This is a genomic window from Butyricicoccus porcorum, assembly GCF_002157465.1.
Taxonomy (GTDB): domain Bacteria; phylum Bacillota; class Clostridia; order Oscillospirales; family Butyricicoccaceae; genus Butyricicoccus_A; species Butyricicoccus_A porcorum.
This window is the reverse complement of sequence record NZ_NHOC01000007.1, coordinates 119200-143879: the sequence shown is the minus strand read 5'-3', so window position 1 is coordinate 143879 and position 24680 is coordinate 119200. Positions and strand designations below refer to the sequence as shown.

General features: G+C 51.6%; 19 protein-coding genes. 4 read left to right on the top strand and 15 right to left on the bottom strand.

The window, feature by feature from the left end:
* Positions 1-41: 41 nt before the first annotated feature.
* The 4 genes from CBW42_RS09220 to CBW42_RS14670 form a co-directional block, all read right to left on the bottom strand.
* Positions 42-815: an IclR family transcriptional regulator gene (locus CBW42_RS09220; protein WP_087020357.1), complete on the bottom strand. Its 774-nt coding sequence runs from the start codon at positions 813-815 to the stop codon at positions 42-44.
* A gap of 400 nt (positions 816-1215) precedes the next feature.
* Positions 1216-2199, bottom strand: coding sequence for an IS5 family transposase (locus CBW42_RS09215; RefSeq protein WP_087020354.1), 984 nt, complete (start codon positions 2197-2199; stop codon positions 1216-1218).
* A 259-nt stretch (positions 2200-2458) separates the two neighbouring features.
* The gene (locus CBW42_RS09210; RefSeq protein WP_087020351.1) at positions 2459-2761 is read right to left on the bottom strand and encodes a hypothetical protein; all 303 of its coding nucleotides are present in this window, start codon (positions 2759-2761) and stop codon (positions 2459-2461) included.
* A 35-nt stretch (positions 2762-2796) separates the two neighbouring features.
* A complete protein-coding gene (locus tag CBW42_RS14670; protein ID WP_165761118.1) occupies positions 2797-3216 on the bottom strand; it encodes a leucine-rich repeat protein in 420 nt (139 codons plus the stop codon).
* A 216-nt stretch (positions 3217-3432) separates the two neighbouring features.
* Here CBW42_RS14670 and CBW42_RS09200 point away from each other — a divergent pair, with 216 nt between their 5' ends.
* Positions 3433-4338: a precorrin-6B methylase gene (locus CBW42_RS09200; RefSeq protein WP_087020348.1), complete on the top strand. Its 906-nt coding sequence runs from the start codon at positions 3433-3435 to the stop codon at positions 4336-4338.
* Between the two features lie 95 nt (positions 4339-4433).
* Here CBW42_RS09200 and ppk1 read toward each other — a convergent pair whose 3' ends face one another.
* Together ppk1 and CBW42_RS09190 are read right to left on the bottom strand one after the other, a co-directional pair.
* Positions 4434-6518 carry a polyphosphate kinase 1 gene (gene ppk1, locus CBW42_RS09195; protein ID WP_087020344.1) on the bottom strand — a complete coding sequence of 695 codons (2085 nt, stop codon included), beginning with the start codon at positions 6516-6518 and terminating at the stop codon, positions 4434-4436.
* Between the two features lie 156 nt (positions 6519-6674).
* A complete protein-coding gene (locus CBW42_RS09190) occupies positions 6675-8042 on the bottom strand; it encodes an NAD(P)/FAD-dependent oxidoreductase (protein ID WP_087020341.1) in 1368 nt (455 codons plus the stop codon).
* Positions 8043-8508: 466 nt separating this feature from the next.
* Between CBW42_RS09190 and CBW42_RS09185 the strand changes: the two genes are divergently transcribed.
* The 3 genes from CBW42_RS09185 (at position 8509) to fliB (ending at position 11737) form a co-directional block, all read left to right on the top strand.
* Entirely contained in the window at positions 8509-9414 is a 906-nt protein-coding gene (locus tag CBW42_RS09185) for a LysR family transcriptional regulator (RefSeq protein WP_087020338.1), read from the top strand.
* Positions 9415-9473: 59 nt separating this feature from the next.
* A complete protein-coding gene (gene ilvC / locus CBW42_RS09180; RefSeq protein ID WP_087020335.1) occupies positions 9474-10499 on the top strand; it encodes a ketol-acid reductoisomerase in 1026 nt (341 codons plus the stop codon).
* A gap of 170 nt (positions 10500-10669) precedes the next feature.
* Entirely contained in the window at positions 10670-11737 is a 1068-nt protein-coding gene (fliB, locus tag CBW42_RS09175; RefSeq protein WP_087020332.1) for a flagellin lysine-N-methylase, read from the top strand.
* A 190-nt stretch (positions 11738-11927) separates the two neighbouring features.
* Here fliB and CBW42_RS09170 read toward each other — a convergent pair whose 3' ends face one another.
* The 9 genes from CBW42_RS09170 to uidA form a co-directional block, all read right to left on the bottom strand.
* Positions 11928-12950, bottom strand: coding sequence for a sugar kinase (locus CBW42_RS09170; protein WP_087020330.1), 1023 nt, complete (start codon positions 12948-12950; stop codon positions 11928-11930).
* A complete protein-coding gene (gene eda / locus CBW42_RS09165) occupies positions 12943-13587 on the bottom strand; it encodes a bifunctional 4-hydroxy-2-oxoglutarate aldolase/2-dehydro-3-deoxy-phosphogluconate aldolase (protein WP_087020327.1) in 645 nt (214 codons plus the stop codon). The genes CBW42_RS09170 and eda overlap by 8 nt, the downstream gene beginning before the upstream one ends.
* 18 nt (positions 13588-13605) lie before the next feature.
* Complete coding sequence (locus tag CBW42_RS09160; protein WP_087020325.1) at positions 13606-15192, bottom strand: mannitol dehydrogenase family protein; 1587 nt, start codon at positions 15190-15192, stop codon at positions 13606-13608.
* 29 nt (positions 15193-15221) lie between these two features.
* Positions 15222-16622, bottom strand: a complete 1401-nt coding sequence (uxaC, locus tag CBW42_RS09155; RefSeq protein WP_087020322.1) for a glucuronate isomerase — start codon at positions 16620-16622, stop codon at positions 15222-15224.
* An 18-nt stretch (positions 16623-16640) separates the two neighbouring features.
* The gene (uxuA, locus tag CBW42_RS09150) at positions 16641-17711 is read right to left on the bottom strand and encodes a mannonate dehydratase (protein ID WP_087020319.1); all 1071 of its coding nucleotides are present in this window, start codon (positions 17709-17711) and stop codon (positions 16641-16643) included.
* A gap of 108 nt (positions 17712-17819) precedes the next feature.
* Complete coding sequence (locus CBW42_RS09145; protein ID WP_087020316.1) at positions 17820-18665, bottom strand: HAD family hydrolase; 846 nt, start codon at positions 18663-18665, stop codon at positions 17820-17822.
* Positions 18666-18763: 98 nt separating this feature from the next.
* Entirely contained in the window at positions 18764-20155 is a 1392-nt protein-coding gene (locus tag CBW42_RS09140; protein WP_087020313.1) for an MFS transporter, read from the bottom strand.
* A gap of 52 nt (positions 20156-20207) precedes the next feature.
* Positions 20208-22478, bottom strand: a complete 2271-nt coding sequence (locus CBW42_RS09135) for a glycoside hydrolase family 2 protein (RefSeq protein ID WP_087020310.1) — start codon at positions 22476-22478, stop codon at positions 20208-20210.
* Positions 22479-22535: 57 nt separating this feature from the next.
* On the bottom strand, positions 22536-24356 hold the full coding sequence (uidA, locus tag CBW42_RS09130) for a beta-glucuronidase (protein WP_087020307.1): 1821 nt from the start codon (positions 24354-24356) through the stop codon (positions 22536-22538).
* Positions 24357-24680 lie beyond the last annotated feature (324 nt).

The following is a 24680-nucleotide window of genomic DNA, read 5'->3' as shown; positions in this document are numbered from 1 at the left end:
ATTACGGGAGGGCTTTGCTCTATCTGCCGGACAGGGACATGTCATCCCCTCCAGCCCATGTCACGTGAGATGCGGTCACGCGCCGCCATCAGATGCGGCTGGAGCTGTGCCAGATAGGTATCTGTCATGCGCATCAGCGGGGCGCTGAGTGAGATCGCACCGCAGGCCCGGCCTGTGTAATCGTAAATCGCCGTTGCAATACAGCGCACGCCGAGTTCATTTTCCTCGTTGTCAAACGCATAACCGCGGCGCCGGATCGCCTCCAGTACATCCTGCAAGCGTTCCCTCGTCACAATTGTGTGCTGCGTATACGGCTGAATGTCGCTCTGTTCCCAGATCGCATCCACCTCTTTATCGGTCAGGCTCGCAAGAATCGCCTTGCCCACACCCGTGCAGTACATCGGGCGGCGCATGCCAATGCGCGAGAACATGCGGATGGCACTGTTTTCTGCCTCCACCTTGTGGACATAGACAATGTCGCTGCCGTCCGGCACGACCAAATGCACAGTCTCTCCGACCTCGTCGCGCAGGCGCTCCATCGGCCCGCGGGCAATCTGTACCAGGTCGAGGTTTTCCACGACCTGTCCTGCCAGCGCATACAGGCGCGTCGTCATGCGGTATTTGTTTGTCTCCTCATCCTTGCGCACATAGCCGCGTGTTACCATGGCAGACAGCATCCGGTGCACGGTGCTCTTGTGCAGTCCGGTCATCTCAGTGAGTGTGTGAATGGTCAGTCCGTCGCGCGCTTCGCAGAGTCGCTCCATGATATCAAATGCACGGTCGAGCGACTGCACGGGAGAACTCTTTTCAGCCATGGTCAATCTCCTCTCTGTTTTGAATTATGAAACTCTGTTTCTATTTTATCGGTTTTTCATAAAAATTACAAGATATTTTTGTCAATCAATTCACGAATTTCCACTTGTTTTTTTGGCAAAGGGTACATAATAAGAATCAGCAAAGGGAAATACAAAACGCAGTTTCATAATTCAAAACAAATCTGGAGGGAAACAAAATGAATGCACTGAATCAGGCAATTTCCGACATCGGCGTAGTCCCTGTTATTAAGTTAAGGAACCTCTGAATAAATAGCCTTTATTCTGTTCCCACTCGATACATTGCCGTTTTTGCGCTTGGTTAAGGCGATTTCAGAGCGAAATAGCCGTTATTCTTCTGTTTTTCGGCTCCTTTTCCGAAAAAGGGCAGACTACCCCTATATCAGGTTGTGGAAAGTTTTCGCCCGGCGATGGCGAGAGCGTACAAATTGGCACAGGCGAACATGGCGTATAGTCGATTCTCGTTTTTCATCAGTCCACGATACACCGTTTTCTTGTAGCCGAACTGACACTTGATGATCCGAAACACATGCTCTACTTTGCACCGCACCGAGGATTTGTGGTTTTCGATATACCGTTCCCAGTCAGTGGCTTTGTCACTGACTTTAGGAAGACTTCTGGGACGGCGGTTAATACGAAAGTCAATCTTTGAAAAATGCGCATTGTTGGCAATTTCAGGACGTTTTTGTACTCCAAGATAGCCGGAATCCCCATAGACTACCTCGTCATCTTCCCGGAGCAGATTCGCTACTTGCGTGATGTCATGCTCGTTTGCTGCTGTGACGGTTATCGTGTGAACCAGGCCGCTGCCTGCATCTACGCCGATATGACATTTCATCCCAAACCGCCATTCTTTCCCCTTCTTGGTCTGGTGCATTTCGGGGTCACGAGCTTTCTCAGCGTTTTTTGTGGAGCTGGGAGCATTGATGATCGTCGCGTCCACGATGGTGCCGCCCTTCATCATGTGTCCGGTTCCTACCATAACCCGGTTGATTGCGTCAAAAAACAGTTTATTCAGCCCGTTTTCTTCCAGAAGATGGCGGAATTTACACAGCGTCGTTTCATCCGGCACCGCTTCCGTCATGAAGTCAATGCCTGTAAATTTCCGCATGGCATAGCTGTCGTAAATGGCATCCTCGGTTGCCGGGTCAGACAGGTTGAACCAGATCTGAAGCAGATACATCCGCAGCATTTTCTCAATTCCCATAGGTGGACGGCCTCGTTTTCCCTTGGGGTAGTAGGGTGCAATGACACCTACCCACTCATCCCAGGGGATGATCTCGTCCATGATTTCCAGAAATTCTTCCCGCTTGGTTTTCTTCTTGCGGAAGCTGTATTCCATGTCTGTAAATGTTTCCTGCTTCATTGTCATGCACCACCTTTGTTTTGATAGTCTTATTTTATCATATCCCCAACCTATATGGTGGTGAGGATTAAATCAGAGGTTCCCTAATTCTCACAAAATAAACTCTCATTACTAAACCTAACCTACAAAACCCAATCTATTTTCCTGCAAAAAAGGCAGACCGAAAGCACAACTTGCTTCTGGTCTGCCTTTTCCCTTTTCCTCTGTCGCTGCATCGTCTGCGGCATGTGGAGCTTAGGCACTATCTGTTCAGATACTCCTAAATTACCACGCTCTGAAAATACATTGCCATCGACTCGTATTCTTCCGGCTGGATATCTGCCGGGCCGGGATCGGGAACACGGCCCCATTCATCTTCACGCGGCTCCTTTTCCGGCACAATACCCGTGATTCTGCCCTGTTCGACACATACATCCGCTGAAATGGTATATCCTTCCGTATGGAACGAGAACGTATACATCGATGCCTTGCCAAACCTTCCCATCATGGTAAAATAATAATTCAGTCTGTCCTCATCGACCTCTCTGCCGATAAATTTCTGTTCCAGTTGCTCAAATGTCATTTCTGTTCTCCTTTCCCATAGATGCAGCGCATCCATCAGTTGATTCTTCCGCAGAAGGAACAGACGCGCATTACGCCGTCCCAAAGCATTCCGCCGCAGAACTGGCACCGGTCTTCCAGACACCAAACAGTCGGGCACTCCCATTCCAGCTGTACGTTTTCTTCCAGCCCAAGGTATTCTCTCAACCGAGCCCGGCTTGTAAAACGCTTTCCTTCCGCATCTTCTACTTCACCCCAGAGTGACAGTTTTTTCAGCGACGTACAGCCGGAGAAAATATGCTCTGCGAGCAGCCGGAGCTGATTGCCCGGCAATTCTATTTTCTCCACAGACGTACAGCTTTCAAATGCCTGTGCTGCAATCCGTTCCACTGCGTGCGGCAGGACGAGCTTTCCTGCTCCGCCGATGCATCGTCTCAGGGTTCCGTCAATGATTTCAAGCCTGTTTTCGTCTGCCATACCAGTCCCTCTCTGACTTTCATTCTCAGGAATTATTGTTAGCATAGCACACCTCCGAAAGACTGACAAGGGGATTTGGCAATTTCCCACAGAAGGTATTGGCCTGTCCGCAGGCGCATTCACACAAAAAACTTCTCTATTCTTCTTTATATTTCGTGCATTTCTCACGAAAGTATGATATGATAAGAGAAACCAAACGCAAAGGAGCGTTTTTATATGGAAAACAACCTTTTTACAAATGCCCATATTCTGGCATGGCTTCAGTATTTTACGGACAACGCAGATGTTGATCTGGAACGGGTCAAAATTCTGGATATCACCCGAAAAAACAAAAACTTGATTCCGACTGTTGAGTCCCATCGTTCTGTTCTGGTGTTTACCGAAGCCGGCCATCCGGATATCTTCTATCGCATGTATAACGCCGGTCTGGGTGAATGCACCGTTATCTACAACGAAGGCAGTGAACCGAGCGGCCCGATCAAGCAGAACAAGGTTTATGATATGATGAACCGCGGCATCAATGCCTCTGCCGGCATGCTGATTCTCAATCCCAAGGCACGCAGCACGTTTAAATTCGGCATGAACAACCTTTCCTTTGCCTTCGGCTCTGTCCGGTATGTCGGATCGGAAATCCGTGCTGTCATCCTGAGCAAGATGCAGATCGATCCACAGAAAAATCTGTGTGTCATTTCGGGCGAATCCATCGCTGTCGAAGCTGCCATCCTCGGCGGCGAAGGTACAGTTATCGCCGTAGAATACAACTCCCGCGACCGCAAGACTCTGGAAGACAACATCAACCAGTTTGGTCTGAACAATGTCACCATCATCGATCATGTCGATGACGAGACCATGAAGGGATTGCCTGTTCCGGACGTCACGATGCTCGTCGCATCCGCCAGCATGGAGCAGGAAATGAAGTGCCTGCTCAAGCTCAATCCGAACATGGAATTTGTCATCTATACACTGGACTTCAGAGTTGCCGCCGAAATGCCTGCGCTGTGCAAGAGTCTCGGCATCAACGACCCGGATATCATCCAGATTTCGGTCTCCAAGCTCAACAGCAAAAACAATTTTGACACCCAGCCGGCACCGTGGATCATCACCGGCAAGGCGGGAGAATGAGCCGTGATACAGAATCTCTGAACAAATAACAGCAGCCGGAAGCCGCATTTTGCAGCTTCCGGCTGCTGTTTTCACAATTTTGCGCAGATATCTTCTCAGTTATCCTGATCCTGTGCGGCAGTTGCCGGATCCTGTGTCGCAGTTGCGCGGTATGCCTCCTCATAGAACAGCTCCTGTGAATTGAGCTTTTTCTCATGGAGATTCCGATCAACATATGCGCGGTCACAGGTCTGCTGCTTGCCCTTCTCGTCGTCCGCCATAACTGTATCAAAAATATGGCGCAGGCGGTCACGAATTTCTTCATCATAAATCGGCGCGGCGACCTCAACGCGTTTGATGGTATTGCGCGTCATGAAATCGGCAGAAGCGATATAAATCTTCTCGTCTGCCCCTACGCCGAAGCGATAGATACGTGAATGCTCGAGGAAACGTCCGACAACACTGACCACCGTGATATTTTCTGTCTCGCCGGGAATGCCCGGAACAAGGCAGCAGATGCCGCGGACAATCAGCTCAATCTTTACGCCCGCCTTCGATGCTTCAATCAGCTTTTCAATGATGGCCTTGTCTGTGAGCGAATTGATCTTTACGCCGACATAAGCAGGCTCACCGCGCAATGCCTTCTGTTCTTCGGCGTCGATCATCGCGATAACTTTGTTTTGCAGGCACTTCGGTGCAACCAGCAGGTGTTCCGTCTGTTCCACCGTCTCGCCGAGCATCAACGATTTGAATACGCGTGCCGCTTCTGCACCAATTTTCTGGTTGCCCGTGAGCAGCGACAGATCGGTATACAGCCGCGAAGTCTTTTCGTTGTAATTGCCCGTACCGATCTGGGTGATATAGGACAGCCCCTGTTCGGTATGGCGCGTAATGAGGCACAGCTTGGAATGTACCTTGTACATGCCGAGACCGTAAATGATGTGGCAGCCAGCGTCTTCGAGCCGCTTGGACATCTCGATATTGTTCGCCTCATCAAACCGGGCGCGCAGTTCAACCAATACGACAACTTCTTTTCCGTTTTCTGCCGCTTCGATCAGTGCATCGATGACCTTACTGCGCTCTGCAACGCGGTACAACGTCATTTTGATGGATACCACACTGTCATCCTCTGCCGCCTCATGCAGCATGCGCAGGAACGGTTTCATGCTCTCAAACGGATAGGACAGCAGGACATCCTTCTTTGCGACCTGATCCAGAATGCTTTCCTTAAGGTTGAGTGCGGGCGTCATCTGCGGGCTTCTGCGCTCATAAAACAGGTTGGTCTTATCTCGCAGATAGCCTTGCAGCTGGAAGCCAAACGACAGGTCGAGCGGGGTGTCTACCTTGATGATATGCCGCTTATGTACGCCGAGGAACTTTGCAAGCTCCTTCTGTGTCTTATCATTGATCTGCCGACTCAGCTCCAGACGCACCGGGCTCAGGCGGGTGCGCTGTTTAATCAGATGCTCCATGACATCGCGGTAATCGAGATCTTCATCCAGTACATCTGTTGCGTCAATATCTGCATTGCGGGTTACGCGCATGATGGACTTTTCTCTGACGGTATATTTCGGATACAGCTTAGAGACAAAGTGCAGAATCAGCTCCTCGCACAGCATAAACGTGCCCGGACGGGAGGGGATTTCAATCAGGCGCTTAAATACACTGTTTGTGCATGGCACGATTCCCATCTTGCCCTTGCCGCCCTTTGTGGACAGCAAAACCAGCGCATACAACTGCTTGTTGTTGAGGAATGGGAACGGCTGCTGCTTGCCGATAATCATCGGGGACAGGAACGGCGCAATATTCTGGTCGAAATAGGTCTCCAGCAGAGCGCCTTCCTCGTTCGACAGCTTGTTAAAATTGATGATGCGGATACCCTGCGGCTCCAACTCGCCCATCAGCTGTTCATAAATTCTGGATTTCTTCTGTTCCAGCTCCGCAACACGTTTGAGGATGGCCTTTACCTGCTCCTCGCTGGTCATATTCGTCTTATTCTCACGAATTTTTTCATCGGAATGCATTTGAACCATCAATGTGCCGACGCGAACCATGAAAAATTCATCCAAATTGGACTGATAGATCGCCGCAAAGCTCAGGCGCTCTGCCAGTGGAACTCTGGCATTCCCTGCTTCATTCAGTACCCGTTCGTTGAACTGTAACCAGGACAGCTCTCTGTTTGTATAGCATGTGGTATCCATTGATATCCTCCCTATTATGAATCAATCGCTTTTATCATTATTAAACCAGTAATTTTAACTCGATTCTACCACTTTTCTGTAAAACAATGTAATGTCTTTGTAAAAAAACAGGGCTCCTGTCAGCTGCAGGCACAGCCGGGAGCCCCATTGCAATGGTTATTCACCTAAAATATGCCTTGCGACATAGATTCCGCTCGCGGATGCATGTGACAGCGAATGCGTGACACCGCTGCCGTCGCCGATGACATACAGTCCCCTGTGCTTTGTCTCCAGATTTTTGTCCAAATCCACTTCCATGTTATAGAACTTGACCTCTACACCATAGAGCAGCGTATCATCATTCGCCGTTCCCGGCGCAATTTTATCCAACGCATAGATCATCTCAACAATACCGTCCAAAATACGTTTGGGCAGTACAAGGCTCAGATCGCCCGGTGTCGCCGTGAGCGTCGGAACGACCATGCCCTCCTCCATGCGCTTCGCTGTGCTCCGCCTGCCACGGATCAGGTCACCAAAGCGCTGGACAATGACACCGCCTCCCAGCATGTTGGACAAGCGCGCAATGCTCTCGCCATATCCGTTGCTGTCTTTGAATGGTTCGGAAAAATGCTTTGCCACCAGCAGCGCAAAATTGGTATTTTCTGTCTGGTGCTCCGGGTCCTCATAGCTGTGACCGTTGACTGTTACAATGCCATTTGTATTCTCATTGACGACAATGCCGTAGGGGTTCATGCAGAATGTCCGGACATTGTCCTCAAATTTTTCCGTCCGATAGACGATTTTGCTCTCATACAGCTCGTCTGTCAGATGAGAGAAAATCACAGCGGGAAGCTCTACGCGCACACCGATGTCCACACGATTGGATTTCGTCGGGATGTCCAGACTGCTGCAAATACGTTCCATCCACTTGCTTCCGCTCCGTCCGACCGAAACAATACATTTGGTACAGTCGGCAAAGCCATCTGTATACCGCACGCGGTATCCGTCCTCGATACATTCCAAATCGGTGACCGGTGTATGGAAATAGAAGTCAACGCAGTCCTTCAGTTCATTGTAGAGATTTTCCAGCACGACATAATTGATGTCCGTGCCGAGATGCCGGACAGAGGCATCCAACAGCTTCAGCTTATTCTGCATGCACAGCTTTTTGAATTTCGTTCCGGCAGTCGAATACATCTTCGTATGCGCTCCGCCGTGCGAGACATTGATGCCGTCGACATATTTCATCAGTGAAATAGCCTCTTCCCTGCCGATATACTCATACAGCGTGCCGCCGAAATCGTTTGTGATGTTGTATTTTCCGTCAGAAAAAGCACCTGCACCGCCGAAGCCGTTCATAATCGCACAGGTTTCACAGTTGATGCACGATTTTACCTTGCTGCGGTCGATCGGGCATCGCCGCTTTTCCAGCGGATATCCTGCCTCAAATACGGCAATACGCAACCCACTGCCCTTTTTGCACAGTTCATAGGCGGAAAAAATACCGCCCGGCCCTGCACCTATAATAATTACGTCATATTTCATACAAAATTCTCCCGGATCACACGCACCATCTTCTACCATGCATGCAGTTATTTGATATACCGCCTTTATTGTAGCATTGCCCGGCACTTTTTTCAATTGATACTGTCAGTATGCATCCAAAGCCGGAACGCTATTCTTTTCGCTTCGCCGCAGGACAGACCGTGCTGCGGCCGTCTGCTCCCCCCAATTTTCTGTACAGAATCACGCATGCACTGATACGCTATCAGCAAAACGTGGATGGTATCGCACAAGGTATCAACGAAAATGTGATACCAGTCTCCTCCTTTGTGATATCTGATGTTGGGAAATTCAGCTATAATAGTAACGTCCTCACAGATAAGGCCGCAATTATGACATGAATTGACGGCTGATAAAAAATAAGCTATGCTATTTGATGTCGGAGCGCGTAGCAACAGAAATTTGACACAGCGTTCCGTCTGAGCATGATAATGCACGGAGGACTTCAATGGATTCATACAGTCTGATTTGTTTTACAAAGCTATACCAGCTGGGAAGCATCCACAAGGCGGCGGATGAACTGTATATCTCTCCGCAGTCGATGAGCAAACGGCTTCAGCGGCTTGAGGAAGAACTGGGACAGACACTGTTCGACCGCTCCCCTTCCGGCCTGACACCGACGCCGCACGCACATCAGCTGGCTTACAGCGCTAACATCATTCTGAACGAATATGAGCGTGTGCGCGCTGTGTTCAGCGGGCAGACCAGTGACTCAACCTGCACACTGCATATCGCATCGACCTACGGTGTGCCGAAGCGCCTGTCACTCGCGTTCATTCAGGATTTTTACCGTGAGAATCCAAGCATTCATCTTGATCTGGTCGAATATCCGGAATATCCCATCTTCGACATGCTGGATGAGGGGAAAATTGATTTTGCATTTCTCCCCGAACCGATTGACATTGTCAAGTATGAGATCGAATACTGTTTTTCCCACAGATACTGTCTGGTTGTCAACAAAGCACATCCGCTGGCAGACAGAGATTGCGTCGAGTACCGCGACCTGAACGGCATCCCTCTCGCCATTAAGGGGCGGGATTATTCGTTCTATCCGGTCAATATGACAAAATTCTCACGCGGTGGACTGACGCCGCAGATTCTGCTGGAAATCAGCGATGATTCTTTGATTGTGGAAGCTGCGCGGCAAAACTGGTGTGCCGGTATCACGGCGGACTTCTTCGCTGAGCAGTATGCAGATGACAATGTTGCCGTCATCCCGTTCTGTGACGACAGCTTCACGCGAAATGTATTTCTCGTGCGGCGCAAAAATCAGGAGATGTCAGCGGCAGAAAAACGGTTTTGGACATTCACGACTGGCTGGATTCAGAAAAACATGGAGGACAGCGGACGATAGACCGCACCTGTTTTTGTTTTCGATTTCAATTCTATAGATGCGAAAAGGAGTAATTACCCATGGAAAACGCAAGAATTTACTATCAGGAAGATTGTAATATTGCACTGCTGGATGGCAAGACCATTGCCATCATCGGCTACGGCTCCCAGGGTCATGCACATGCACTGAACCTGAAGGAATCCGGCTGCAATGTCATCATCGGCCTTTACGAAGGCTCCCGTTCCTGGGCTAAGGCTGAAAAGGCTGGCTTCGAGGTTTATACCGCTGCCGAGGCTGCCAAGAAGGCTGACATCATCATGATCCTCATCAACGATGAGAAACAGGCTCAGCTGTACGAGGAAAGCATCCGCCCGAATCTGGAAGAGGGCAACATGCTGATGTTCGCACATGGTTTCAACATCCATTACGGCTGCATCGTTCCGCCGAAGAATGTCGATGTCACCATGATCGCGCCGAAGGCTCCGGGCCACACCGTAAGAAGTGAATACCTCGCTGGCAAGGGCACCCCGTGCCTGGTTGCTGTTGAGCAGGACGCTACCGGCAAGGCTCTGGATCTTGCACTGGCTTATGCTTCCGCTATCGGCGGCGCACGCGCTGGCGTTCTGGAAACCACGTTCCGCGTTGAGACTGAGACCGACCTGTTCGGCGAGCAGGCTGTTCTGTGCGGCGGTGTCTGCGCTCTGATGCAGGCAGGCTTCGAGACTCTGTGCGAAGCTGGCTATGATCCGAGAAATGCATACTTTGAATGCATCCATGAGATGAAGCTGATTGTCGACCTGATTTACCAGAGCGGCTTCGCAGGCATGAGATACTCCATCTCCAACACCGCTGAATACGGCGACTACATCACTGGTCCGAAGATCATCACTGAGGACACCAAGAAGGCAATGAAGAAGGTTCTGGCTGACATTCAGGACGGCACCTTCGCAAAGGACTTCCTGCTCGACATGGCTGATGCCGGCAAGCAGGTTCACTTCAAGGCGATGAGAAAGCTGCATGCTGAGCATCCGTCCGAGAAGGTCGGCGAGGAGATCCGCAAGCTGTACAGCTGGAACAACGAGAGCGACAAGCTGATTAACAACTGATTATTTCCTAAAATTTTGCTTTCCTAAAAAGGGAGAGGCTTTTGGTCAACTGATCGAAAGCCTCTTCTTTTTGTTTTGCCGGAACCATTGCATTTAGAACGCGGCTGTGTACTTTCCGCGCTCCGTTTGCTATAATGGGAACGACATTTTCCATCTGGGAGGAATGCTGCATGGGTTATCTGAGATACCCGTCTTATTATCCAAAATTCCGCTGTACGGCATCCGCCTGTACGCACAACTGCTGTCTTGCGGGCTGGGAAATCGACATCGACGACGAAACGCTCACCTATTACCAGCAGGTCGATGGTGCATGTGGTGACCGCCTGCGGGCACATATCGCACTGCCCGCTGAGCCGGGCGAAACCGCACATTTTATGCTCGATACACAGGGACGCTGCCCGTTTCTGGGTAAGCACAACCTGTGCGATATTTATACCGAGCTAGGTGCAGAACACCTCTGTCAGATCTGCACCGAGCATCCGCGCTATTACGATTGGTTTTCCGATGGGACAGAAGCCGGTGTCGGATTGTGCTGTGAGGCTGCCGCTGAGCTGATTCTGCAAAATACCAGTGTTCCCGCGCTGGAAGCCGTCCCCGATGACGACTTTGAACCAGAAGCGCTTTCAGAAGACGAGCGCGCCGCAGAGCATGAGCTGTTCCGCATGCGGGACGAGCTGTTTCACATCGTCAAAGCAGAACCATATCTGCCGCTGGAGGAACGCATGAACCGGCTGTACATCACTGCCGTCAACATGCAGAAAACCTGTGATACATGGATGTTTTCTGCCGTCGAAGCTGCATACGTCCCCAATTGGACGGATGCATTCTGGCAGCTGGGATCGCTCACCCGTCTGCTCGATTTCTTTCTCACGCTGGAAATCAATGAACCTGCATGGCGTGACCTGCTCTTCGAGACAAAAGCACAGCTGCCTGAACTCCTGCGCCACAGACAGGCGTTTCTTTCCTGTTATCAGGATAATCTGTATGAATATGAACAGCTGCTTCTCTACTTCCTGTATCGCCATTTTATGGGAGCTCGCTGGGATGGCATGCTGTGTGGGCGTGTCAATTTTGCGCTCATCAGCACCTGCATGATCCAGTTGCTGGACATACAGACATGGCTGACAGAGGGATGCCTGACGCATGCCCGACAAATTGATCTGTGCAGGCGCTATTCCGAAGAAATTGAATACGACGAGGAAAACACGGAAAAAATCCTCCTGTATTCTATCCTGTGAGTATTTCGATACAAAGTTTTGAGCCCGTCCGCCAAAAAAGGCGGACGGGCTCAAGCAGGAAAGGTGTATTACTGGATGCTATCAAATGAGAAATCAGATATCAAAATAAGGAAAGGATTTTATGCAGGACAGCTTCCCTCTCAGGAAATGCTGTCCTGCACTTCATAGGGAAAGTAAGGGGATTGGTAGATTATCTCTGAACACGGCCGGAACCGTCGCCGCCGGCGAGCTTTTCAACCTCAGAAACCGTAACCAGGTTGTAGTCGCCTTCGATGGAGTGCTTGAGTGCGGATGCCGCAACAGCAAACTCAACCGCATCCTGCGTGGACTTGCCGGTCAGCAGGGAGTAAATCAGGCCGCCGCCAAAGCTGTCGCCGCCGCCGACGCGGTCGGTGATGTGCAGGTGATACTCCTTGGAGAAACAGTAGTTCTCACCGTCGTACAGCATTGCTGCCCAGTCGTTGTCACTTGCGGAAATCGAGGTGCGCAGGGTGATGGCAACCTTCTCGAAGCCAAACTTGTCAGCCAGCTGCTTGGCTACCGACTTGTAGCCTTCCTTGTTCAGCTTACCGCCGTAAATATCTGTGTTCTCTGCTTCGATGCCGAAGACATCCTTTGCATCCTCTTCGTTGGAGATGCAGACGTCGACATACTGGCACAGATCGGTCATTGCTGCGCGCGCTTCTTCACGCGTCCACAGCTTACCGCGGTAGTTCAGATCGCAGGAGATCTTGACGCCGTGTGCCTTTGCCGCCTTGCATGCCTCGCGGCAGATTTCAACGACATTCGGGCCGAGTGCCGGGGTAATTCCGGTAAAATGGAACCACTCTGCGCCCTCGAAAATTGCGTTCCAGTCATACTCGGACGCAGAGGATTCCTGAATAGAAGAGTGGGCACGATCATAGATGCATACCGAGCCGCGCTGGGATGCACCCTTTTCCAGATAGTAGATGCCGACACGGTCGCCGCCGCGGACGATCATAGAGGTATCTACACCGTAATGGCGCAGGCTGTTGACAGCTGCCTGTCCGATGGCATGCTCCGGCAGCTTGGTGACAAATGCCGTATCAATGCCATAGTTTGCCAGCGAAACGGCGACATTGGCTTCGCCGCCGCCAAAGGTTGCCTGCATCTGGTCATTCTGGAAAAAACGGTAGTAACCGTTCGGAGCAAGGCGAAGCATAATTTCGCCGAAGGTAATTACTTTAGCCATTGCGCGCCTCCTTTACGATTTCACGGGACTTTTTGCACAGGTCGGTGATTTCATCCCACTTATGGTTATCGATTAGATCAGCAGTTACCATGTAGGAGCCGCCGCATGCTGCAATTACCGGGCTGGACAAATAGTCCTTCAGGTTCTTGAGGGATACGCCGCCGGTCGGCATAACCTTGAACTGCGGGAACGGTGCGCTCATTGCCTTGATCTTAGCGAGGCCGCCGGACTGCTCAGCCGGGAAGAACTTCAGGACTTCCAGACCAAACTTCAGAGCCGCATGGTAATCGGTCGGGGTGGTGCAGCCCGGATAAATGGCGATGTCCTTGCTCTGTGCATATGCAACCAGCTCCGGATCAAAGCCCGGGGTTACGATAACCTGTGCGCCCGCAGCAATCGCTTCGTCGATCTGTGCGGTGGTAGTCACGGTACCTGCGCCGACGATCATGTCCGGGCAGGTCTCCTTCATTGCCTTGATGGCGAGCGGTGCGCCTGCTGCACGGAAGGTGACTTCAGCGACCGGAACGCCGCCTTCGCACAGTGCCTTTGCCAGCGGAGCGGCATCGCGCTCCGGGTTGTTTAACTTAATAACAGGGACTACGCCGATGTCGGAAATTGCCTGATTCAGTGCATTCATAGTTGCATCCTCCTGCCGTCAGTGGACATACTTCTTCAGCGTTGCACGGACTGCGCCCGGGCCCGCCATCAGTTCCTGGAAGTAGCCGATGACCTTCTCTGCCAGACCGCATTCGTACAGATCAACTGCAAAAATAGATGCGTCGGACAGAATTGGACGCAGCTGCTCTGCGTCGATCTCGCCGCCCAGCGTGATGCCGGTGAGCTTCTCCTGCATAGCCGGAAGCAACGGGTCAGGGCTGATGTCAAACGGCTTGCCCTCGTCGTCCACGCCGATGAGGTAACGCAGCCAGCCAGCCAGTACCAGCGGAATGAGGTTCAGCTCGGAAGCTTCGCGGTCAGGCGATGCGATATATGCCTTGATGGTTTCGCCGAAGCGGATGGACAGTTTCTGCGACGTATCCGTTGCGATGCGCTGCGGGGTGTCCGGCATGAACGGATTCGGGAAACGTGCAGTCAGTACCTCTTCGAGGAACTTCTTCGGCTCGATGACGCCTGGATCAACGACAAACGGCATGCCTTCGACATGGCTCATCTTATCGATAAATGCACTCAGCTCCGGGTCCTTCATTTCCTCTGCGATAGAGGTATAGCCCAGAATGCAGCCGTAAACAGCGAGGCAGGTGTGCAGCGGGTTCAGGCAAGTGCAGACCTTCATCTTTTCGACCTTGTTGACGGTGTCACGGGAAGTGATGATGACACCAGCGTCCTCCAGCGGCGGTCTGCCGTTCGGGAACTGATCCTCGATAACCAGATACTGCGTCTTTTCTGCATTGACAAACGGTGCGGTATAGGTATGCTTTGCCGTCGTAAACGGGCTGATATCCTCCAGACCGTCTTCAATCAGCTGCTTTTCAACAACTGGATGCGGGCGCGGGGTGATCTTATCGATCATGCTCCACGGGAATGCGATATCGTTTTCGAGATATGCGTAATCCTCTGCGGAAATCTTACCGTTATCCAGCCATGCCTTGGCGATTTCCATCACTGCCATCTGGAGCTTCTCACCATTGTGCGAGCAGTTGTCCATAGATACCAGTGCGAGCGGCGCGCCGCAGGCATGCTTTCTGCCGAGACACATGGCAGCCAGCTGTGCCATGAACGATTTGCAGCCCTCCGGGCCGTTTGCCATATCCTCGACAACAGCCGGAACCAGCTCATGCTTTGCATTGCGCAGGCTGTAGCCCTTCTCCGTGATGGTGAACGAAACCATCTGGAGCGACGGCTGCTTGAAGATTTCGGCAATTTTATCGCCGTCATACAGCATGGTCAGGCTGTCCGCCATCGAACCGATAACCTCCTTGTCCAGTTTGCCGTCTGCGTTCAGCGTAACAGCAATGGTCAGGTTATCATACGGACGGAAGCATTTGGTAATCACTTCGTCGTCATAGCTCTCGCAGCAGATGATGCCGGTGTCCATCTTGCCCTGTTCGATCAGGCGCTGGCACAGTGCCGCCGGGAAAATGCGGAAGATGTTGCCCGAACCGAAATGCATCCACTGCGGCTTTTTCGCCGTATTGGCAGCGATCTCCGCCGGGTCAAAGCTCGGAAGGTGGTAGCCCTTCCATGCGTCCTTATTCTGAATGGATTGTAACGAAAGCTTCATAATTTTCCCATCTCTTTCTCTTTAAAAATTCACACGCCAAAGCGGAAAAATTCATTGGTATTGTGATAGCACAGGTCTTCCACCAGTTTTCTGAGCTGCGTTTCGTCAGCCGGATACTGTCCACTCTCGACCCATTCGCCGATCAGTTCACACAGGACACGGCGGAAATATTCATGCCGCGTATAGCTCAGGAACGAACGCGAATCGGTCAGCATGCCGACAAAGCGTCCCAACACGCCGTTCGACGCGAGGTCAATCAGCTGCTGGCGCATACCCGGGCGGTTGTCGTTGAACCACCACGCGCTTCCCTGCTGCATCTTGCCTGCAACGCCGCCGCCCTGAAAACATGCCATAATCGTTGCAATCGCGGTATTATCTACCGGATTGAGCGAATACAGGATGATCTTGGGCAGACCGTCGTTTTCCGCAAAGGCATTGAGCAGCGGTGCGACATTTTCCACACCGGACTGGCTGTTGACGGCGTCATAGCCGGTGTCCGGGCCGAGCTTTGCAAACTGCGGTTTGTTGTTATCGCGCAGACAGCCGAAGTGAATCTGCATGACCCAGTTCAGCTCCGTGTATTTCTTTGCACATGCAATGGTAACCAGCGTCTTATATGCATCCGCCAGCGCCTGATCCGGCTTCTTTCCAGCCATCGCAAGAGCAAATGCCTCATTGGCTGCCGCGGAATCCGGTGCGGCATACATGCAGTAATCCAGGCCATGGTCTGCACACAGACAGCCCTTTGCACCGAAATACGCAATGCGCTCACACAGCGCCGCCGCGACATCCTCCGCGCTTGTGAGCTCGCGTCCGACAACGCCGGACAGCTTCCGGATATACGCATCAAACCCAGGTTTTTCGATATTGACCGCCTTATCCGGACGGAATGCCGGCAGCACTTTGATCGAAAATGACTCGTCTGCGGCAATCAGCTCATGCCAGTGCAGGTCGTCCACCGGATCATCGGTCGTGCAAATCGCCTTGACATTGAACTTCTCCATGAGGCTGCGTGCGGAATATCCCTTCAGGATTTCATTGCATTTGTCATAGATTTCGTCCGCATTATCCGGCGTCAGCGGCTCTGTGATACCAAAGCCGCGCTGCAACTCAAGATGGCTCCAGTGATACAGCGGATTGCCAATCAGTTGGGGCATAGTCGCCGCAAAAGCACGGAATTTTTCGCGGTCATCTGCGTCACCGGTGACCTTGTCTTCGGTCGTTCCGGCTGCACGCATCACGCGCCATTTATAGTGGTCGCCGCCGAGCCAGACCTGAGAAATGTTATCAAATTTCCGATCCTCAGCAATTTCCTGCGGATTGATATGGCAGTGATAGTCGATAATCGGCATCTGCTCCGCTACTTCATGGTACAGCTTTTTTGCTGTCTCAGTGGAAAGCAGAAAATCCTGATCCAGAAACGGTTTCATACCTGCGCCTCCTGTTGCTTATACTTTGCCCTCAGTCTTGTCGAGCATATCCCAGCAGCCCCAGAGGTACATAATGCCGAGTGCGCGGTCATACAGGCCATAACCCGGTCTGCATTCCTCGCCCCAGATATGACGTCCATGATCCGGACGCATGTAGCCCTGATAGCCGCAGTCGTGGTACGCCTTCATGATGTCAAGAATGCCGACATCGCCATCGCAGTCACGATGAGAGGCTTCGGTGAAGTCGCCGTTGTCAAAATGCTTGACATTGCGCACATGTGCGAACGCAATGCGGTCGCAATAGGTGCGGACGATATCTGCGACATTGTTCTTCGGGTTTGCGCCCAGCGAACCGGAGCACAGGCACAGGCAGTTGTGGTCATCGTCCACCATGTTCAGGAAGCGTCCAATGGATTCCTTGTCAACCAGCAGGCGCGGCAGACCAAAGATATCCCAGGGGGGATCGTCCTGATGAATCGCCATTTTGATGCCAGTCTCATGGCAGGTCGGCATAATGGCTTCGAGGAAATACTTCAGGTTCTCCCACAGCTTTTCCTTGGTAACGGGCTTATACGCCTCAAACAACTCGTCCAGCTTCGCCATGCGCTCCGGCTCCCAGCCTGGGAACGTCATGCCATGCAGGTTGCCGAGGATGTAATCTGCCATTTCCTTGTAATCCTGCTGAATTTTGGACTTTTCGTAGTACAGTGCGGTTGCGCCGTCTCCCATCGGATGGAACAGGTCGGTACGCGTCCAGTCGAAGATCGGCATAAAGTTGTAGGTAACAACCTTGACACCGAACTGCGCCAGATTTTTCAGTGTCGTCTTGTAGTTTTCGATATACTTGTCACGGGTCGGAAGGCCAATCTTAATGTCGTCGTGCACATTGACGCTCTCTACGACATCCATATTGAAGCCTGCGCCCTCAATCTGCTTGCGAGCCTCTTCGATCTCCTCGACCGTCCAGACCTCGCCTGCCTGCTTGTCATGCAGTGCCCAGACCAGTCCGGTGACGCCCGGGATCTGCTTAATCATTTCCGGCGTGATGCTGTCATTGCCCTCGCCGTACCAACGGAATGTCATCTGCATAAAAAATCCTCCTTACTGCTCACTGTTATAAATCTCATACTAAACCCTATCATTTATAGTAAACAATATGAGTTTCTCTGTAAATTTTTTCTCGTTCCCAATAACAACTCATTTGGAAAGATTCGCTAAAAATTGTTCTATTTTCTCCTGCTGATAGGCACCGGCATAGGTTCCGGTGCGCAGGCAGTTCAGGCCGTCGGATGCAAACTCCGCCCAGCTCTCATTTTCATGCTTTACCAGAATGGGATAAAAGAACACACCGCTCCGCTCTGCCGCACGCAGGTCATCGCAGGCATCGCCGCAGGCGAGCACATGGTCGCGGGAATAGCCCATTTCGAGCAGCCCCGCAATACAGCGTTCCTTGCTTCCGCAATCCTCTGCCAGAACAATATCTGTGTGTTCCAGCAGCCCATACATGTCCCATTCTTCCAATACGGTTTCCAGCGGTGCATTGGAAATGACGGCAACATCCGCATAGCGGTGCGCCCGTGCCAGTGCACGCTGTACACCCTCAAACGGGCGTCGGTCTTCCTTTGGCAGCAGGGCAACCTGACGATTGACCTCCCTGCTCCAAAGCAGTGCCTTTTTCAGACAAATGCTGTCGGTTTGTTCAATCTCCGCCCGAAGTGTGCGATGATTGAGCACTCCGCCGGCGGATGTCCACCGCAGCAGATCGTCCAGCCCTGGAATATCACCGCCTGCATCACTGATCTCTTTCAGGATCAATGCCAGACCTTCAAAGCGGTTGATTCCGCGTGTCATCGAATACAAATTGATTTCATTCCAGCGCGACAGAACCAGGCCGCGCGCCGGCTCCAGTCCCCATTCCGCCACAAGGCCGGGGCCGAAGCACTGTGTATGTTTTCTCTCCATGGTATCCATGGCGCATCCGTCACTGTCGACAAAAACCAGGTAATTTTTCCGTTTTACAAAACGTTCGAGCTGATTCGCCATAGCAATCCTGCCTTTCTTCCCTCCCGGGTGGGAGAGGGCTCCCTGAAAGCCCTCTCCCTTCCGGTCAGTTGGAGAGTTATGTGGTTGGAGGATGGATTTTAGCCTTCACCGCGGCGGCGTGCCAGTTCTGCTACGTTCGCTTCTACCTTGTTCTTGCTCAGCGGGTAGATGAACAGCAGTGCCAATGCAACGGCAAACAGGCCGACAGCCGGAATGATGCAGGACATATCAAAAATCTTGGACGTAACAGCCGGATCAAATGCAGTTTCCGGGGTGTAACCGATCATGCCCAGAATACCGCCTACCAGGCCAGAGGAGAACGCCTGACCCAGCTTACGTGCAAACGAGTAAACGGAATAGATCGTGCCATCCTCACGGATGCCGTTCTTGATTTCCGCATCGTCGATAACGTCGGTAATCATGGCCCAGATAATCGTGTTGAAGAAGCCGAGGCCGATAAATGCCAGCGTGTAGAACGCAACGTACACATATGGATTGGATGGACGCAGAATCAGGCAGACAACGTATACTGCTGCGCCAAACAGGCAGGAAACGGTAGCCAGCTCTTTTTTGCCAAACTTCGCCGACAGCTTGGTAGCAAATGGCGCACAGATAACCAGCATAGCAATCGAACCTGCAAACGAAGCCGCAGACTGTGCTGCTGCACTGCCATAATAGTTCGGGAAGACATATGCAGACATGCCCTGCATACCAAGCATAGCCAGCAGCAGCAGGATTGCAGCTGCAATGATGCCCAGCAGTGCGCGATTTGTGAAAATGCTCTTGAGCATTTTTACCACATCGAGCTTTTCGGTATTTGCAGGAACCTCAACGCGCTCGCGAACCAGGTTGAAGCAAAGCAGATAGCAGATGATGGCGCAAATGCTGAATACGCCTGCAATGATGGTCATGCGGGAACCGGAAAGAACGGTGTTGCCCTGTACGGTTTCATACGCAACCAGCGGCGTACCAACGCCGATAACCAAGCTTGCCAGTGTAGAGCCGACTGTTCTCCAGGTAGAAAGCTGTGCACGGTCAGTCGGATCGGAAGAAATTGCCGATGCCATCGAACCGTACGGAATGTTGATGGAGGTATAGAAGATGGAACCCCACAGGATGTAGGTGACAACCATCCAGAATACCTTGAATCCGTAGGACATGCCTGCGAATTCTGACTGATAAATCAGGAATGAAGCGATTGCAACCGGGCCGCACATGCGCTTGATCCACGGGCGGAACTTGCCGTCCTTGGTCGGCTTGGAACGGTCAACGATCTGACCCATCGTAACGTCAGTTACCGCATCGACGAAGCGGGCTGCCATCATCAGCAATCCGACTACGCCTGCACCGATTCCCATTACGTCGGTATAAAACTTCAGCATAAAGCTGGAGGACAGGATGAAGGTGAAGTCATTGCCGAAGTCACCAAACATGTAGCCTATCTTATCCTTCATGCCAAACGGCCGCACAGATGTAGAATTAGCTGCCATTATTTTTCCCTCTCTTTCTTTCAAATCAATTCTCTCTATCTCTAAGGCACTGTTATGCCTTAGAGATCTGAATCAGCTTGGCGTTGAGGCTCTCGAGGAAGCCCTCCGGCAGGGTATTGCCCGCCATCGCCATCATGCGCTCAGGCGACATGGCCTTCATCATATCCCACATGCCTTCGCCCGGTACAAGATTGAAGTTGGTTGCCAGCTTAACCGCTTCAGCGACAACTGCCAGTGCCTCTTCGCTCTCTGCAAGCTCTTCCATCGTGTACTTAACGTTGTACTTGCCCTCCGGGAATTCCATCGGAGCCTTGAGGTCGAGGTCGCCTGCCAGCTTGAACCAGTTGGCAACGCCTTCCTGTCTCTCGTTGAACTCCGGCAGAACGTAGATAGACGGTTCGGTCTCGACCTTCTCGAGCGTCATGGTGTCCTTTACGCCGCATGCCTCAGCGACAATGATGTTCATGCCGTCATCCAGTGCAACGCCGTCAAATACAAATACCTTGTCAGCTGCCTTGACATCGATCAGCTTGCCGTTGACATACAGCGAAACCGGGGACTGGTTGGAGTAAACACGAATCTGGGTGGTCTCGCCTGCACGCTGTGCATAGCGTCTGCCGCACAGGTGAACCATCGGCTCGCTGTTCCAGTATGCTTTGTAGATATAGTAGCTGTCCTTTTTGGTCTTTCGATCCATTGTGACGAGGCCCTTGTTGTTTCTGCCTGCCACGCCGCCTTCGTCGCGTGCTGCGCAGCCGAAGTCGAACATATTCCAGACATGGCTCGACCAGATATACGGACGCTCGTCCAGCACCTTTGCCATATGCTCATGGTACAGAGCCTGATACTCTTCGGAATAATCCTTGCACATCGGGTTGGAGCTATGGTAGGTGATAATGCCCTCACAGCCGTACTCGGAAACGCCGATGCAAATTTCCGGATGCTTTTTATGGAAGTCATCGAACCACGGGCCGTTGTCCTCCATCTTTCCGCCATACCAGCCGAAGTAATGGTTGTAGCTCTCGACATCGGTGATGCCGTGCATCGGGCTGTCAACCGGCGTCATGGAAACGTGCGCAATGGTGGTCAGACGAGTCGGATCCATCTCCTTGCACAGTGCGTTCAGCTCCTTGTGGTTTTCAACCAGCTGCTCGGAAATGCCGCCGATGAGGATTTCATTGGAAACACCCCAGAAACAGATGGACGGATGGTTGTAGTTCTGTGCAATCAGTTCTTTCATCTGGCTGATGCAGTTCTGATGTGCCTGCGGATCGTTGTTCATCACGCTGATAAACGGAATCTCTGCCCAGATGATGAAGCCCAGCTCATCGCATGCATCATAGAAATCCTGGGAATGCTGATAATGTGCCAGACGGATGGTGTTTGCACCCAGTTCCTTGATGATTTCCGCGTCCTTAAAATGATCCTCGCGGGTCAGGGCATTGCCCTTGTAGAGCTGATCCTGATGGCGGCTGACACCGCGCAGCGGAGTTGCCTTGCCGTTGATGATGAAGCCCTTGTCCGGATCGCAGGAGAAGCTGCGGACGCCGACCTTAGCAGATACCTCATCATATGCCTCATTGCGGCGCTGGAGGGTTGCGGTCACTGTATACAGATACGGACTGTCAATCTCCCACAGCTTCGCATCCGGTACATAAATTGTCGTCTTTGTAGCGTCTGCCGGGCGGGATGCGGAACCCACTTCCTTGCCGTCTGCATCGGTGATGGTGTACAGAACGGTGAAGTTTTCATCTGCATTCTTGACCCAGGAATTCACCTCGAAGCAGGCACCGCCACAGTCACACGGCTTCGGAGTGACGCGCAGACCGTTGCTGCCGCAAAAATCCAGATCGAAATGAGTTTCCGGTACGCTGATGATGTTGACGCCGCGGTACAGGCCACCGTAGAAGGTGAAGTCAGCTGACTGCGGATATACGCTGCTCTTGTTTACATTGCTGCACTCGACAACCAGCAGGTTATCTTCGCCGTTTTTGCACAGGTCAGTGACATCTGCACGGAAGATGGAATAACCGCCTTCATGATAGGTAACCTTCTCGCCGTTGACATATACGGAAGCCTGCTGGCCTGCCGCCAGAATTTCCACGTATACGCGACCGCCTGCCAGCGGCTGCTTCGGGGTTGCGAAGGTTCTGGCATACCAATAGGTGCCGCGATCATAGCTGCCATTTCCGTCATGCCCATCAACAGCATTCCACGTATGCGGCAGATCAATGCACTGCCAGTCGGTCGGCATGGATGCCGGAAGGCCAACGTCCTTCTGGATAAACTGCCAGCCGTCATTGATGTTGATAATGTTGCGCATAGTTTTCCTCCTAATCTCCTTACTGTATGTTTGTCAGCATGAAAGCCATGCTGTGTTTCACTTTGCCTTGTAATCGAGCGGCAAGCTCTCCCAACGCTGCTTGAAAGTGAATGCCGCACGCTTGGGCTGGCGCTGACGGGTAAAAATGCCCTTTTTGTTGCCGTCCATGCGCATAATACCCTCTGTCGTCTGGAAATCTGCAAAGTTCCAGACCAGCTCGCCCTTGACAAACGGATAGCTGTCAAAGACACGGTGGCACATATCCAGACACTCGATCTGGTATTCCTGGCTCCACATGACGCTCGGGAGCTTGTCCATCTGGCCATTGGTATCGCCGCCATATTCGGTGAAAATCATCGGGCGATCCCCGACCAGTTGTGCCCATGCATCCATTTCCTTGCGGAATGCGATCTCCGCGCTCTCAATATCCGCGCCGCCCAGAACATACCAACCAAAATAGCGGTTGAGCGAAATAAAGTCTGATAACTGCCAGCATTTGCATTTATCCGGCGTGCTATTCATCAGCAATGCGAAGGTTCTTGGACGTTTCTGCGGATCAAGCTCACGGCAGCGGTCAAAAATTTTCTCAAAATAAACGGTAGATGATTCGTCCAGCGTGTCCGGCTCATTGAGCAGGCTCCATGCGAATACACAGGCATGATTTTTGTCGCGGGCAATCATTTCCTCTACCTGAAGCAGATGATTTTTTTGCAGCTCCGGTGCGGTCTCCTGCGCAAAGAATGCAGTCTGTTTGCCGCTGGACGCATCGGTGAAGTTCATCAGGCTCGGGAACATGCCGACTGCCGGAACCTCGTCGATCACCAGGAAGCCCTCGCGGTCTGCCAACTGATAGATTTCCTCGCTGTACGGATAATGGCTGGTGCGGAAACAATTGGCACCGATCCATTTCATGAGCTCGAAATCCCGTTTCATCACGCCCATGTTGAAGCCGCGGCCAACGATGTCGCTGTCCTCATGCTTGCCAAAGCCCTTCAGATACACCGGCTCGCCATTGATGAGAATATTATTGTTCTGAATTACAACAGTCCGGATACCAATATGCTCGGTATATTCATCGACAACGGTTTCTCCGTCGACAATGCGGATGATAAACTGATACAGATACGCATCGCGCACCTTCCACAGGTGGACATTCGGGATATCGATCTCCCCGTCCTTGCCTTTTGCCATAGCAACGGTGTTTCCCGCCTCGTCCTTTACTTCGATTGTAACCTCGTTGTCGCCCGTCGTGACGGTGTGATAGCTGACCACTGCGTCGGAGCCGCTGATGGCATGGGATACGGAGAAATCAAAGATGTATTCCTTCGGTGTCGCAATCAGCCAGACCGGACGGTGAATGCCTGCGTAATTATAAAAATCAAAATACGGCTTTGCGATTTTGCGCCCACTTGGCAGGGTGGAAACCGAACCGCACGGGAGTGTGGTTTCGCTCAGTTCATTGTTGCCGAGAACGACAAGCCGGTTGTTTGCGCCATAACGCGCGATCTCTGTGATTCTAACGCAGAATGGAAGAAAACCGCCCTCATGCGTCGCAATCTCAACGCCGTTAAAGTAAACCGTCGCACGGTGAGTTACACTGCCGAAACGGAGATCGATCTCTCTGCCCTTCCATTCATCCGGCACAAAGACATCGGTTTCATACCAGAAATCACCGCAAAATTCGCGTGTTTCTTTGTCAGTGTAAAAATCTGCAAAGCTCGCCGGTACCGGAATCATGTCGGGCGCCGGGAGGCCGTCATTCCAGCCCTGCTCCACGCCGCATGACTGTGGGTCTGTCTGGAACCTCCACATACCACTCAGGTTGACAGAACGTCTGGAACATGTATTTTCCGGATACAACATCGAATATTTTAACATTTTTTATCACCTTCCTTGACATTTGTGTTTTTTTAAAAACATTTTATGCGTTATCACTCTAAATCCGGCAATATTTTTTGTATAAATTAACAATTTTTACTCATCAATACACATTTTAACTGTAAAACGCACGAAGTATGACTGACTTTCTGCACAATTTCATTTGCATTTTCCTGTTTTTTGTTAATGTTATTATATTGTCAATCTCGACGATTTGCTATGCAGAATTTTCAGCTGTTTTTGTCTGTTTTTTGGATGAAATACAATCAACCTAAATTTTGTACAAAGAAATCCAAAAGCAGTCCATCGGCAAAAAACAGTCCG

Coding starts and splice junctions, on each gene's coding strand:
- CBW42_RS09220 (WP_087020357.1), bottom strand. CDS start 815: ATGGCTGAAAAGAGTTCTCCCGTGCAGTCGCTCGACCGTGCATTTGAT.
- CBW42_RS09215 (WP_087020354.1), bottom strand. CDS start 2,199: ATGAAGCAGGAAACATTTACAGACATGGAATACAGCTTCCGCAAGAAG.
- CBW42_RS09210 (WP_087020351.1), bottom strand. CDS start 2,761: ATGACATTTGAGCAACTGGAACAGAAATTTATCGGCAGAGAGGTCGAT.
- CBW42_RS14670 (WP_165761118.1), bottom strand. CDS start 3,216: ATGGCAGACGAAAACAGGCTTGAAATCATTGACGGAACCCTGAGACGA.
- CBW42_RS09200 (WP_087020348.1), top strand. CDS start 3,433: ATGGAAAACAACCTTTTTACAAATGCCCATATTCTGGCATGGCTTCAG.
- ppk1 (WP_087020344.1), bottom strand. CDS start 6,518: ATGGATACCACATGCTATACAAACAGAGAGCTGTCCTGGTTACAGTTC.
- CBW42_RS09190 (WP_087020341.1), bottom strand. CDS start 8,042: ATGAAATATGACGTAATTATTATAGGTGCAGGGCCGGGCGGTATTTTT.
- CBW42_RS09185 (WP_087020338.1), top strand. CDS start 8,509: ATGGATTCATACAGTCTGATTTGTTTTACAAAGCTATACCAGCTGGGA.
- ilvC (WP_087020335.1), top strand. CDS start 9,474: ATGGAAAACGCAAGAATTTACTATCAGGAAGATTGTAATATTGCACTG.
- fliB (WP_087020332.1), top strand. CDS start 10,670: ATGGGTTATCTGAGATACCCGTCTTATTATCCAAAATTCCGCTGTACG.
- CBW42_RS09170 (WP_087020330.1), bottom strand. CDS start 12,950: ATGGCTAAAGTAATTACCTTCGGCGAAATTATGCTTCGCCTTGCTCCG.
- eda (WP_087020327.1), bottom strand. CDS start 13,587: ATGAATGCACTGAATCAGGCAATTTCCGACATCGGCGTAGTCCCTGTT.
- CBW42_RS09160 (WP_087020325.1), bottom strand. CDS start 15,192: ATGAAGCTTTCGTTACAATCCATTCAGAATAAGGACGCATGGAAGGGC.
- uxaC (WP_087020322.1), bottom strand. CDS start 16,622: ATGAAACCGTTTCTGGATCAGGATTTTCTGCTTTCCACTGAGACAGCA.
- uxuA (WP_087020319.1), bottom strand. CDS start 17,711: ATGCAGATGACATTCCGTTGGTACGGCGAGGGCAATGACAGCATCACG.
- CBW42_RS09145 (WP_087020316.1), bottom strand. CDS start 18,665: ATGGCGAATCAGCTCGAACGTTTTGTAAAACGGAAAAATTACCTGGTT.
- CBW42_RS09140 (WP_087020313.1), bottom strand. CDS start 20,155: ATGGCAGCTAATTCTACATCTGTGCGGCCGTTTGGCATGAAGGATAAG.
- CBW42_RS09135 (WP_087020310.1), bottom strand. CDS start 22,478: ATGCGCAACATTATCAACATCAATGACGGCTGGCAGTTTATCCAGAAG.
- uidA (WP_087020307.1), bottom strand. CDS start 24,356: ATGTTAAAATATTCGATGTTGTATCCGGAAAATACATGTTCCAGACGT.